Below are 13,449 nucleotides of genomic sequence, written 5' to 3' on the forward strand. Positions count from 1 at the left end.
CGATGCCTATCGCTTCATACCTTCAACGCCAGTGGGCTCGCGCCCTACTGGCGCTACTTTTTGGCGCCTGCGGTACGTTGGCCTATTCGCCATTTGACCACTGGCCAGCGGCTATTGTTTCGCTATTTGGCTTACTCAGCCTGACATTGAACCGCAGCACTAAACAAGCTGCGTTCATTGGTTTTTGTTGGGGTATGGGGCAGTTTGGTAGCGGCATTAACTGGGTTTATGTCAGCATCTCGGAATTTGGCGGTATGCCAATGGCTATCAACATTTTCCTAGTGGTGTTACTGGCAGCATACCTTTCGCTCTACACCATGCTGTTTGCCGGGGTTTTAGCGCGATTATGCCCTAAAGCAAGTTGGTGGCGGCTGGCGATTGCTGCTCCGGTAGTGTGGCAACTGACTGAATTCTTGCGCGGCTGGGTATTGACCGGCTTCCCGTGGTTACAATTTGGTTATAGCCAAATTAATGGTCCACTACGGGGTATTGCTCCAATCCTTGGGGTCGATGGCGTCACCTTCATGTTGATGTCTATCAGTGGGTTACTGGTTTACGCCTGCTATCAGCGCCGTATTAGCGCCGCAATTATTGCCGTGGCGATGTTACTGCTGCCTTGGCCGTTGCGCCAATTGCATTGGTTCACTCCCGAGCCCGAACGCGCCGTGAATGTCGCTATGGTGCAAGGTAATATCGCGCAATCAATGAAGTGGGACCCTAAAGTCCTGCTCAGCACGTTACAAATTTATCTGGATGAAACGCGCCCATTTATGGGTAAAGCGCCGATTATCATCTGGCCAGAATCGGCTATTCCTGACATTGAAACCGATCAGAACACCTTCCTCACGATGGTTGACGGCCTGATGCGGGCCAGCCATAGCAGCCTGATTACTGGCATTGTTGACGCCCAGCGTCGGCCTGAAGGCAAGGGTTATCACTTCTTTAACAGTATCATTGTGTTGGGGGATAAAGAGCCTTATCAATATCCGACCCACAACCGTTACAGCAAATATCACCTGGTTCCATTTGGCGAGTTTGTGCCGCTGGAATCCCTGCTGCGCCCTCTGGCTCCGTTCTTTGATTTACCGATGTCATCATTCAGCCGAGGCGATTATGTGCAGCCACAGCTCAATGTAGCTGGATTTAACCTGACAGCGGCTATCTGTTATGAAATCGTCTTGGGTCAGCAGGTGCGGGATAACTTCAGACCTGATACCAATTTCTTGCTCACCGTGTCTAACGATGCCTGGTTTGGTCACTCTATTGGCCCGTGGCAGCATTTCCAGATGGCGCGGATGCGGGCACTGGAATTAGGCCGCCCTCTGCTGCGCTCAACCAATAATGGTATTACCGCGGCAATCGGCCCGAGTGGTGAAGTGCAGGCGCAGATCCCGCAGTTCACCCAGCAGGTGCTGGAAGTTAAAGTCACGCCAACCACCGGTCTTACCCCTTATGCCCGTTTTGGTTCGTGGCCGATGTGGATTATCACCTTGGTTCTCGGGGCATTGACGCTATACCGCGCTATTCGCTGTGGTTCAGATAAAAAATAAACTGCTCTACGGGCATGTCATTGATATGCCCGTCATCCCAGTAAACTCCCCCATTATCAGTATTGCGAATCGTTATCACTGCTGTTATCTTGCCGCGTAGTACAAATAATTAGCATGATTTGCAATTTGAGAGCCTTATGTCACTGAATCCTGAATTTATCCTCACCACAGAAGCCCAGTTAAGCGAGCACTATGCCTCGCCTAATAAGAATGTGTTAAATAAGCAAATAGATCACATTGATGATTACGCCAAAAAGCTGATCGCTGCGGCCCCCTTTGCTGTGCTGGGTACACTAGGTGCCAATGGCATCGACTGCTCACCCAAAGGTGGCGAGCCGGGTTTTATTCATGTACAAGACAGCAAAACCCTAATGTTGCCAGACAGACCCGGTAACAATCGTCTGGACGGTATCCGCAACCTGCTGCATAACCCATTCGTGGGTATTTTGTTCTTAATACCGGGCTGGACGGAAGGTTTTCGCGTTAATGGCCGGGCAAAAATCTCAATCGATCCTGAATTGTGCCAGCGCTTTAGCCAAAATGGCCAACCCGCGCGCAGTGTATTAGTGATTGAAGTGGATGAAGTATTTATCCATTGTGGCCGCGCTATTACCTTTGCCGACCTGTGGAATCCAGAAAAACACGCAGGGAAAGAAACCATTCCCACCGCTCTGGAAGTCTTTAAAGCCCATCTGGCCATCAATAACCAACAGCTCAGCTAATCCCTTCAAACTGGCAACAGTGAAATCAACCAGCAGCGAAATCAGCTGCTGGTTGGCTATTGCTAACCCCCAAATAACATCCTATCGCCTCGATTCACAGCGCTTTTACTCACTCGTTCTTCTGCTACTGGCACAGACCTTGCATTGTTTCTAACCAAATAGTGTTAGCAATCAGCCATTATCTAGCCATTGATGGGGATTAACGCAGCAGGTACGTGAAGGTGGGTTTCAAATGAAGAAATCGCTGTTACCCGCCCGCACATTTTTAGGGCATAGCGCGCACCATGATAGTGCGACACTGTTTTATTGCCTCTATTTGGTGCGATTTGCGTCTCAAAAAACAAACATTTATTCATCATTTGCATAACAATTGGCTATTTTTTAAAGATAATCTGATACAAGTAACAGCGAAAATGACGTGTTAGCCAACAAATATCTGTGGTTACACCAGTACAACAAAATAAGACGATTTTTTCGCATTTCACGTTTTTAACATGACTACATTTTAAGTATCACAACATCGAGTCAGAAAACATTAGGCAAAAAACAACAGCAAAGGAGTTGGACCATGCATATGCGTAAATTGGCGTTAGCGCTACTGTTAGCTGGGATAACAAGTGGTGTAGCCCAAGCAGAAGAAGCAGCAGCAAAACCAGAGCAAGCCGCGGCAAAGGCAGATGCTTCCGTTGACACACTGAAGAAGATTAAAGATAACGGCGTTATCGTGGTCGGTCATCGTGAGTCTTCTGTTCCATTCTCTTATTACGATAATCAGCAGAAAGTTGTGGGTTACTCACAAGATTATTCCAACCTGATTGTCGATGCGATCAAGAAAAAACTTAACGCACCAGACTTGCAGGTCAAGTTGATCCCAATCACTTCGCAGAACCGTATCCCATTGCTGCAAAACGGTACCTTTGATTTTGAGTGTGGTTCAACCACCAATAACCTGGAACGTCAGCAACAAGCCGCGTTCTCCAATACCATTTTTGTTGTCGGTACTCGCTTACTGACCAAAAAAGGTTCCGAAGTTAAAGATTTCAAAGACTTAGCCGGTAAAGCAGTGGTGGTAACGTCTGGGACCACCTCTGAAGTGTTGCTGAACAAGCTAAATGAAAAAGACAAAATGAACATGCGCATTATCAGTGCCAAAGACCACGGTGATTCTTTCCGTACCTTGGAAAGTGGCCGTGCAGTGGCCTTTATGATGGATGATGCTCTGCTGGCTGGCGAACGTGCAAAAGCGAAGAAACCAGATCAGTGGGAAATCGTTGGCACCCCGCAATCTCAGGAAGCTTACGGCTGCATGTTGCGTAAAAACGATCCGGCGTTTAAAGCACTGTTGGATGAGACCATCGCTACCGCACAAACCGGCGGTGTTGCTGAGAAATCCTTTGATCGTTGGTTCAAAAACCCAATTCCACCTAAAAATCTTAACCTGAATTTCTCACTGTCTGATGAAATGAAGGCGCTGTTCAAAGCCCCTAACGATAAAGCATTGAACTAACAATAATAATCAGGGTAGGCAGTGCCTACCCTACTGATTGATGATGGACCGATTGGTAGGACAGGATGCGGGGTGGCCGTTCCCCACTCCGCATTTTTTTGTTAACCCTCGGAAGGCCGCAACGCATTGAATCATCAGTCATCAGGATGAGTCATTCATCCTTTTAAGGGAGTTTTTTATGTCAATAGACTGGAACTGGGGTATTTTCCTGCAACCTGCCCCTTTCGGTAATACCACCTACCTCGGCTGGATTTGGTCTGGCTTTCAAGTCACGGTCGCATTATCACTATGCGCTTGGGTGATCGCTTTCTTCGTCGGCTCCTTATTCGGTATTTTAAGAACTGTACCCAATCGAATTCTGTCAGGAATGGGGACCTGCTACGTTGAGCTGTTCCGTAACGTCCCACTGATTGTGCAATTCTTTACTTGGTATCTGGTGGTGCCTGAGCTATTGCCGGTTGATATTGGCATGTGGTTTAAAAGTGAATTAGACCCGAATATACAGTTCTTCCTCTCATCAATGATTTGTCTTGGCTTATTTACCGCGGCACGGGTGTGCGAACAGGTACGTGCAGGGATTCAATCACTGCCACGGGGTCAGAAAGCGGCGGGTCTGGCAATGGGATTAACCCTGCCACAAACTTATCGCTATGTTTTACTGCCGAATGCTTACCGGGTGATTATTCCCCCGATGACCTCAGAAATGCTCAACCTGGTAAAAAACTCAGCGATTGCTTCAACCATCGGGTTGGTCGATATGGCGGCACAGGCCGGTAAGCTGTTGGATTACTCAGCTCATGCCTATGAGTCATTCACCGCCATCACCATTGGTTATGTACTAATCAACGCCGTGATCATGTTGTTGATGCGATTAGTTGAAAAGAAAGTGCAGTTACCCGGCAATCTGGGGAGTAAATAATGTACGAATTTGATTGGAGTTCTATTGCCCCTAGCCTGCCATACCTGCTGCAAGGCTTGGCAGTTACCGCCAAAATAACCATTATCGCCATTGTGTTCGGTATCATTTGGGGCACAGTTCTGGCCGTGATGCGCCTCTCTCCGATAAAGGCTGTTAGCTGGTTTGCCACCGCGTATGTCAACGTGTTCCGCTCTATTCCGTTGGTGATGGTGCTGCTGTGGTTTTATCTGGTGGTCCCGAGCTTATTACAAAATGTGCTGGGCTTATCACCAAAAACTGATATTCGCCTCATCTCTGCCATGGTAGCCTTTTCATTATTTGAAGCGGCTTATTACTCAGAAATTATCCGTGCCGGGATCCAAAGTATCTCTCGTGGGCAATCCTCTGCGGCCCTAGCACTGGGCATGACTCAAGGCCAGTCCATGAGATTGGTTATCCTGCCACAGGCTTTCCGCGCAATGGTGCCATTGCTGTTAACCCAAGGGATCGTGTTATTTCAGGATACATCATTGGTGTATGTCCTTAGTCTGGCCGATTTCTTCCGAACCGCGACCACTATTGGCGAGCGAGACGGGACTCAGGTCGAAATGGTGCTGTTTGCCGGTTTGGTGTATTTCGTTATCAGTTTTGCCGCGTCGATGCTGGTTAACTATTTGAAGAAAAGGACTGTTTGATGATTTCCCTGAAAAATGTTTCTAAGTGGTACGGCCACTTTCAGGTGCTGTCTGACTGCACCACTGAAGTTAAAAAAGGTGAGGTCGTGGTGGTCTGCGGCCCTTCAGGCTCAGGCAAATCAACCCTCATCAAAACCGTCAATGGACTGGAACCTATCCAAAAAGGCAGCATTACGGTCAATGGTATCGGTGTGAATGATAAAGGGACCAACTTAGCGCAGCTGCGTTCCAAAGTCGGGATGGTATTCCAGCATTTTGAGCTGTTTCCTCACCTGTCTATTATTGAAAACCTGACATTGGCGCAAATCAAAGTCCTGAAACGTGATAAAGCGGCAGCGCGGGAAAAAGGCTTGAAACTGCTCGATCGCGTCGGCCTTTCTACCCATGCTGATAAATTCCCATCCCAGTTATCAGGTGGTCAGCAGCAGCGTGTCGCCATCGCCCGTGCACTTTGTATGGACCCAATCGCCATGCTGTTTGACGAACCGACTTCCGCCCTTGACCCCGAAATGATCAATGAAGTGCTGGATGTAATGGTTAAATTGGCGCTGGAAGGCATGACCATGATGGTAGTCACCCATGAGATGGGCTTTGCTCGCAAAGTGGCTAACCGCGTGATCTTTATGGATGAAGGGAAAATCGTCGAAGACAGCAACAAAGATGACTTCTTTAACAATCCTAAATCTGACCGCGCCAAAGACTTCCTGGCAAAAATCCTGCACTAATCTCCCCTCCTCCCCTGCACCAGTAGGGGAGGAAATTTGCTCTTGTTCTCTTTTTGCGTCTAGCGTGATTGCTTATCCATTTTATTGTGAGCATTCTCAGGTTAAAACAGCGACTAAAAAGAGGAAAAATGATGCCCCGCTCCATTATCATTGATTGCGACCCCGGCCATGACGATGCTATTGCGCTGATTCTGGCGCTGGCCTCTCCCGAACTGAAAGTTGAAGCCGTAACCACCTGTGCTGGCAACCAAACTCCCGATAAAACATTGCGTAATGCCCTGCGCATTCTGACGTTACTTGAACGCCAGGATATTCCGGTGGCAGGCGGCGCATTGAAACCCTTGCTGCGCGAACTCATCATTGCCGACAATGTTCACGGCGAAAGTGGTTTAGATGGCCCATCGCTACCTGATCCCGATTTCGCCCCGCAAGCAGAAAATGCAGTAGAACTGATGGCGAGAATATTGCGCGCCAGCCCTCATCCCGTGACCATCGTCGCCACTGGCCCACTGACCAATGTTGCCTTGCTACTGGCCGGTCACGGCGCGCTGGTGGCTAAAATAGAGCGCATTGTCATCATGGGCGGAGCAGTCATGTTAGGGAACTGGACGCCAGCGGCAGAATTTAACATTTTTGTTGATCCAGAGGCGGCGGAGCGAGTCTTTAAATCCGGAATTCCAATTACCATGGCGGGCTTGGATGTAACTCATCAAGCACAAGTGATGGATGAAGACATCGATCGCATTCGCCAGTTGAATAACCCGGTAGCAGAGGTGGTGGCGGACTTGCTGGATTTCTTTATGCTGTATCACCGCCAGGAACGTTGGGGTTTTCAAGGCGCGCCACTGCATGACCCTTGCACCATTGCTTGGTTATTGGCCCCAGAGCTATTCACCAGTATCGAACGCTGGGTCGGGATTGAAACTCGCGGCGAATATACCCAAGGCATGACCGTGGTTGATTATTACCAACTCACGGGCAATAAACCCAATGCGGAGGTGCTGATGGGGATAAATCGGCAAGGATTTATTGATTTGCTAGTGGAACGCGTTGCCCGCTACGGCGAATAAGCCAATGACACTCCGCGCTGGCGGAGTGTCTCTTTAGTCGACAGGTTTTAGCTCGATTCAATGTTAGGGCTGGAATGGCCGACGATTAAACTGGTCATGGCCACATTTAGGGCACAACGGCAACACTTCTGGCGTATAGAAAGCCATATGATAATGGCACTTTTCACAGACCAGATTTCCTAATCCAACCACCTCGCCGCTGTGATAAACCCCATGATGGCTGACGTCTTTAAAGACCTCACGCCACTCTAATTGCGTCTTATCGGTAATATCGGCCAGCTCCTGCCACAAACTTTCTTTGATAACTCGCATGAATACACTGTCAGTGAATTCATCTTTGCTCTCTTCATAGCTCCGAGCAAACTCTTCCAAATCACGGCGCACCGCCTGCACGATTTGTTCAACCTCATGACGAGTTAAGTCTTCCACAGCATTCAACCGCTGTTCGGCGCTCTCCACCAGCTTATCAATATCACGTTCACCATTTTTCAAGCGTTCCGTCAGTGATGCCACTAACTCACGATAATATTGAGCGACCTTGTTCATATAATCTCCTCGATCCACGGTTGTGATAAAGCAAAAGTTTTGACAAAGCAAGTAGGGATGAAACTCATTTTTTCACCTGCTTTTGTTACCTTATTCCTGTTATCTGGAAGAACTCATGCTGATCCTACTGACTATGATATTAAAGCTAACGTTAATTATTTTAGTCGTAAATGACTGAAGTCACGTCATCATCAGGTTGTTCTTCCCCCACTTTAGTTATTTCTGCCATTCACTGTGCAGAAATAACCTTCCGCAGGTCGCAGACGGTTGTTGCGGCTGCCGCTTATCGGCTATGCTATGCGGATCTCTCTTTATGATATGAAACAGATGATGCTACAGGCGTAGCTGTTTTTCACTATAGGACCACCGGCCGCCATGCAAGAGCAATACCGCCCAGAAGATATCGAAACGCAAGTACAGCTTCACTGGCAAGAGAAGCAAACTTTTAAAGTCACTGAAGATACCAGCAAAGAAAAATATTACTGCCTATCTATGCTGCCGTACCCTTCAGGGCGCCTACATATGGGGCACGTTCGTAACTATACCATTGGTGATGTTATCTCCCGTTACCAGCGTATGCTGGGTAAAAACGTGTTACAGCCAATTGGTTGGGATGCATTTGGCTTGCCTGCAGAAGGCGCTGCGGTAAAAAACAATACTGCGCCCGCTCCCTGGACTTACGACAACATCGAATACATGAAGAACCAGTTGAAACTACTGGGCTTCGGCTATGACTGGGATCGCGAGATTGCCACCTGTAAACCTGATTATTACCGTTGGGAACAGTGGTTCTTCACCAAGTTGTATGAAAAAGGCATGGTCTACAAAAAGACCTCGGCGGTGAACTGGTGCCCACACGATCAAACCGTGCTGGCTAACGAGCAAGTCATCGACGGCTGCTGCTGGCGCTGTGATACCCCGGTTGAACGCAAAGAAATCCCACAGTGGTTTATCAAAATCACTGATTATGCTGATCAATTGCTTAATGACCTGGACACGCTGGAAAGCTGGCCGGAGCAAGTTAAGACCATGCAGCGTAACTGGATTGGCCGCTCCGAGGGTGTCGATATCGTTTTCGACGTCGCCGATAGCGAAGATAAACTCTCGGTCTACACCACTCGCCCAGATACCTTTATGGGTGTGACTTATGTAGCTGTCGCGGCAAGTCATCCGTTATCACTGCAAGCTGCTGCCACTAATCCGGCACTGGCTGATTTTGTTGCTGAATGCCGTAATACCAAGGTTGCCGAAGCTGAAATGGCGACCATGGAGAAAAAAGGCATGGCGACCGGCCTGTATGCTATCCATCCACTGAGTGGCGAGAAGCTGCCTATCTGGGCGGCTAACTTCGTCTTGATGGATTACGGTACTGGTGCGGTGATGGCGGTTCCTGGCCATGATGCCCGCGACTATGAATTTGCGACCAAATATAACCTGCCAATTAAGCCCGTTATTTTAGCCGCTGATGGCAGTGAGCCAGATTTAAGTCAGGAAGCACTGACCGAAAAAGGCACATTGTTTAACTCTGGCGAATTTGACGGTCTGAGTTATGAAGATGGCTTTAATGCCATTGCCGATAAACTGGTTGCTCTTGGTGTCGGCCAGCGCAAAGTGAATTATCGCCTGCGTGACTGGGGTGTCTCCCGCCAACGTTACTGGGGTGCTCCTATCCCAATGGTGACATTGGAAGATGGCACCGTGGTACCAACACCAGAAGATCAACTGCCGGTTATCCTGCCAGAAGATGTGGTGATGGACGGTATTTCCAGCCCAATTAAGGCTGATCCTGAGTGGGCTAAAACCACGGTTAACGGGATTCCGGGCCTGCGTGAAACAGATACCTTCGATACCTTTATGGAATCGTCTTGGTATTACGCGCGCTATACCTGCCCACAATTTGACGAAGGCATGCTGGACCCAGCGGCAGCAAACTACTGGCTGCCAGTCGATCAGTATGTCGGTGGTATTGAACATGCCATCATGCATCTGATGTACTTCCGCTTCTTCCATAAACTGTTGCGTGATGCTGGTTTGGTTGATTCTGATGAGCCGGCCAAGCGTCTGCTGTGTCAGGGTATGGTGCTGGCTGATGCCTTCTACTACACCGGCTCTAATGGTGAGCGTATCTGGGTTTCACCGGTTGATGCCATTGTTGAGCGTGATGACAAAGGTCGTATCGTTAAAGCCAGCGATGCCGAAGGCCATGAACTGGTTTATGCCGGTATGAGCAAAATGTCGAAATCGAAAAATAACGGTATCGACCCGCAAGTCATGGTAGAAAAGTACGGTGCTGATACCGTGCGTCTATTTATGATGTTTGCCTCACCAGCGGAAATGACCTTGGAATGGCAGGAGTCTGGCGTTGAAGGGGCTAACCGCTTCCTGAAACGTGTTTGGCGTCTGGCCTATGATCACACCGCAAAAGGGGCTACCGCGCCACTGGATATTGCCAGCCTGACGGAAGAGCAAAAATCCTTACGCCGTGATCTGCACAAAACTATTGCCAAAGTCACTGATGATGTGGGCCGCCGTCAAACCTTCAATACCGCAATCGCGGCAGTGATGGAGTTGATGAATAAGCTGGGTCGTGCACCTCAGGAAACCGAACAAGACCGTGCTCTGCTGCAAGAAGCATTGCTGGCAGTGGTTCGTATGCTTTATCCATTCACCCCTCATGTTTGCTTCAACTTGTGGCAAGCTCTGGGTGGCGAAGGCGATATCGATACCGCACCATGGCCAGTTGCAGATGAACAAGCGATGGTTGAAGACTCTAAATTAGTCGTGGTACAGGTTAATGGTAAAGTACGTGGCCGAATTACTGTGCCAGCCGATGCGACCGAGCAGCAAGTACGTGAACGTGCTGGTCAAGAGCACTTGGTAGCTAAATACCTGGATGGGGTTACTGTGCGTAAAGTAATCTATGTCCCTGGCAAACTGCTTAACCTGGTTGTGGGTTAAGACAAGGAGGAGTTGTGCGACATCGTATTCTGACGTTGTTGCTGGGGTTGGCGGTGCTGGTCACCGCTGGCTGTGGCTTTAATCTGCGGGGCACCACTCAGGTGCCCGTTGAACTGCAAAAACTGTTGCTCGAGAGCAGTGACCCTTATGGGCCATTAACCCGCGCGGTACGTCAACAATTACGTTTAAGCAACGTCACCATTGTTGAGGATCCGATGCGTAAAGACTTGCCAACACTGCGGATTATTGGTTCAAACGAAAATCAGACCACCGTGTCAATCTTCCAAAACGGTGTAACCGCTGAGTACCAATTAGTGCTGCATGTGAATGCTCAAGTATTGATACCTGGCCATGATATTTATCCACTACGGGTCAATGTCTTCCGTTCCTTCTTCGATAACCCGTTAACGGCTCTCGCGAAAGATGCAGAAGCAGAAGTTCTCCGTCAGGAGATGCGTGACCAAGCCGCTCAACAGTTAGTGCGCCAGCTCTTGGCCGTGCATGCTGCGGAAATGAAAAGCGCGCAAGAAGATGCTGATATCGCGGCAAGAAATAGCGATGTTATCAGCAGCAGCAAAACCGCTGATGTCAAAGAAATCAACATTGGCAAACCGGCCGTCAGTACCTCAGCCAAATGATCCGAGTTTATCCTGAACAACTTGTCGCGCAGCTCCATGAGGGGCTGCGTGCTTGTTATCTGTTATGTGGTAATGAGCCACTTTTATTGCAGGAAAGCCAGGACCACATTCGCCATGTGGCAGCCCAGCATGACTTCAGCGAGCATTTCAGTTTCGCTCTGGATGCTCACACCGAATGGGACAATATCTTTAGCCTTTGTCAGGCGCTGAGCCTATTTGCCAGCCGCCAAATACTGCTGCTGAGTTTCCCTGACAGTGGGTTAACCGCCCCCATGAATGAGCAGCTAGTGAAGTTATCGGGCCTACTGCATCCCGACATTCTGCTGATATTACGGGCAAATAAACTCACCAAAGCACAAGAAAACAGTGCCTGGTTTAAAGCTCTCAGTAAGAATGGCGTGTTTGTCAGTTGCCAAACACCTGAACTGGCACAACTGCCACGTTGGGTTGGCACTCGCGCTAAAAGCCTCAATCTGGAGATCGATGACGCGGCCATTCAACTGCTGTGTTATTGCTACGAAGGCAACCTGTTGGCTTTATCGCAGGCCTTGGAAAGACTGTCGTTACTTTACCCTGACGGTAAACTGACACTGCCGAAAGTCGAGCAAGCGGTCAACGATGCGGCACACTTCACCCCTTACCACTGGCTTGATGCCTTATTGGCCGGGAAAAGCAAACGCGCCTGGCATATTCTGCAACAATTACAGCAAGAAGACAGTGAGCCGGTTATTTTGCTGCGCACTCTGCAACGCGAGTTATTGCAACTATTGACGCTAAAACGCCGCATGGAGCAGGTACCGCTGCGTACCCTATTTGACCAATTCAAAGTGTGGCAAAATCGCCGCCCGATGATGACTCAGGCGCTACAACGCCTTTCCATGCAGCAACTGCAACAAGCTGTCCATTTGTTAGCTCAGATGGAAGTGCGCCTAAAACAGGATTATGGTCAATCAATCTGGCCTGAGTTAGAAACGCTATCTATGCTGATGTGTGGAAAAACATTACCTGAGAGTTTTTTTGATGCCCAATAAATCCCCGACTCGCACCCTACATGCCCTGTTCGGCGGAACCTTTGACCCTATTCATTACGGGCATTTAAAGCCGGTTGAAGCATTAGCTCAAGAAGTGGGTTTACAGCATATTATTTTATTGCCCAATAATGTCCCGCCCCATCGCCCTCAACCCGAGGCCAATGCACAGCAGCGTCTGAAGATGGTAGAGCTAGCGGTTGCGGGTAATCCATTATTCAGTGTCGATTCACGCGAACTATTACGTGACAGCCCATCATTCACTGTTGATACGCTAGAATTACTGCGTAAAGAACGTGGTGCTGAACTGCCTTTAGCGTTTATTATTGGGCAGGATTCATTATTATCGCTGCATAAATGGCATCGTTGGGAATCACTGTTGGATATGTGCCATCTGTTAGTTTGTGCCCGCCCCGGTTATTCGCAAACACTGGACACCGCCGAGTTACAGCACTGGCTTGAAGCCCATCAGGTCTTTGATCCACAAGTGCTAAGCTCACGACCACATGGGGCAATCTATCTGGCAGACACACCTTTATTAGATATTTCGGCTACCGATATTCGTCATCGGCGTCATAATGGTGAGAATTGCGATGACCTGCTGCCACGACCTGTTCAGCGATATATTGAGTTACAAGGTTTGTATCGCGGCTGAGGGTTTATATCGCGATGCATTGACCCATGTTATACTCCGCCGCTAAATTTCAGGTATTCGCTGAAAACCCCTGTGAAATAACATAAAACAGTTGGCTTTCAGCGGCATCCTGCCGATAAATAGACCATAACCGTTCACTACCGGTCACCATCGATGGGTTTTGCCGTCAGACAGTACCTGAGAACGTTATGGACAGAAACCACCCGAGGGGGAACCTTTGCAAGGTAAAGCGCCCCTTAAGACATTAAAAACAATAAAAATCAATTAGTAACGTGATTTATTGCTTAATATTTATGCGACATTTCAGGACATTATGAGACATTCCGCGACATATTAATCAATAACTTACCCGCCAGTTTTGACCTCTAAAATCTCACCCCACCTCAATAGGCATCCCTGCCCCATCATCACTCATGTAATGCTGTCCACTCGATATCTATGGAAAAAGAAGCATCGA

The 13,449-nt window shown here is 48.7% G+C and carries 12 protein-coding genes; 11 read left to right on the plus strand and 1 reads right to left on the minus strand.

All coding sequences use genetic code 11. From position 1 onward, the window contains the following. Positions 1 to 2: 2 nt before the first annotated feature. The 7 genes from lnt to rihA all read left to right on the plus strand — a co-directional run bounded on the left by lnt (position 3) and on the right by rihA (position 7,167). Positions 3 to 1,550, plus strand: coding sequence for an apolipoprotein N-acyltransferase (gene lnt / locus N0H69_RS18545; protein ID WP_050151586.1), 1,548 nt, complete (start codon positions 3 to 5; stop codon positions 1,548 to 1,550). Between the two features lie 137 nt (positions 1,551 to 1,687). After that, complete coding sequence (locus tag N0H69_RS18550; protein WP_050151585.1) at positions 1,688 to 2,272, plus strand: MSMEG_1061 family FMN-dependent PPOX-type flavoprotein; 585 nt, start codon at positions 1,688 to 1,690, stop codon at positions 2,270 to 2,272. Positions 2,273 to 2,840: 568 nt separating this feature from the next. Further along, on the plus strand, positions 2,841 to 3,779 hold the full coding sequence (locus tag N0H69_RS18555) for an amino acid ABC transporter substrate-binding protein (RefSeq protein ID WP_050107844.1): 939 nt from the start codon (positions 2,841 to 2,843) through the stop codon (positions 3,777 to 3,779). Positions 3,780 to 3,957: 178 nt separating this feature from the next. Then, entirely contained in the window at positions 3,958 to 4,698 is a 741-nt protein-coding gene (locus N0H69_RS18560; protein WP_050107845.1) for an amino acid ABC transporter permease, read from the plus strand. Next, entirely contained in the window at positions 4,698 to 5,372 is a 675-nt protein-coding gene (gene gltK / locus N0H69_RS18565; protein WP_050107846.1) for a glutamate/aspartate ABC transporter permease GltK, read from the plus strand. Before N0H69_RS18560 ends, gltK begins: the two co-directional genes overlap by 1 nt. After that, a complete protein-coding gene (locus tag N0H69_RS18570; protein WP_050107847.1) occupies positions 5,372 to 6,097 on the plus strand; it encodes an amino acid ABC transporter ATP-binding protein in 726 nt (241 codons plus the stop codon). Before gltK ends, N0H69_RS18570 begins: the two co-directional genes overlap by 1 nt. 131 nt (positions 6,098 to 6,228) lie before the next feature. After that, a complete protein-coding gene (gene rihA / locus N0H69_RS18575) occupies positions 6,229 to 7,167 on the plus strand; it encodes a pyrimidine-specific ribonucleoside hydrolase RihA (RefSeq protein WP_050151584.1) in 939 nt (312 codons plus the stop codon). Between the two features lie 63 nt (positions 7,168 to 7,230). Here the strand turns inward: rihA and N0H69_RS18580 are convergent, their stop codons facing one another. Further along, the gene (locus N0H69_RS18580; protein WP_050107851.1) at positions 7,231 to 7,713 is read right to left on the minus strand and encodes a zinc ribbon-containing protein; all 483 of its coding nucleotides are present in this window, start codon (positions 7,711 to 7,713) and stop codon (positions 7,231 to 7,233) included. Between the two features lie 375 nt (positions 7,714 to 8,088). Here N0H69_RS18580 and leuS point away from each other — a divergent pair, with 375 nt between their 5' ends. From leuS to nadD, 4 genes are read left to right on the plus strand one after another with little or no spacing between them, the layout of a single operon-like run. Beyond that, entirely contained in the window at positions 8,089 to 10,671 is a 2,583-nt protein-coding gene (gene leuS / locus N0H69_RS18585; RefSeq protein ID WP_050122459.1) for a leucine--tRNA ligase, read from the plus strand. A 14-nt stretch (positions 10,672 to 10,685) separates the two neighbouring features. Beyond that, positions 10,686 to 11,309, plus strand: a complete 624-nt coding sequence (gene lptE / locus N0H69_RS18590; RefSeq protein WP_050151583.1) for an LPS assembly lipoprotein LptE — start codon at positions 10,686 to 10,688, stop codon at positions 11,307 to 11,309. After that, the gene (gene holA / locus N0H69_RS18595; RefSeq protein WP_050107856.1) at positions 11,306 to 12,340 is read left to right on the plus strand and encodes a DNA polymerase III subunit delta; all 1,035 of its coding nucleotides are present in this window, start codon (positions 11,306 to 11,308) and stop codon (positions 12,338 to 12,340) included. Before lptE ends, holA begins: the two co-directional genes overlap by 4 nt. Further along, the gene (gene nadD, locus N0H69_RS18600; RefSeq protein ID WP_050107857.1) at positions 12,330 to 12,992 is read left to right on the plus strand and encodes a nicotinate-nucleotide adenylyltransferase; all 663 of its coding nucleotides are present in this window, start codon (positions 12,330 to 12,332) and stop codon (positions 12,990 to 12,992) included. The genes holA and nadD overlap by 11 nt, the downstream gene beginning before the upstream one ends. Positions 12,993 to 13,449 lie beyond the last annotated feature (457 nt).

This window comes from Yersinia alsatica, assembly GCF_025133195.1.
GTDB lineage: Bacteria > Pseudomonadota > Gammaproteobacteria > Enterobacterales > Enterobacteriaceae > Yersinia > Yersinia alsatica.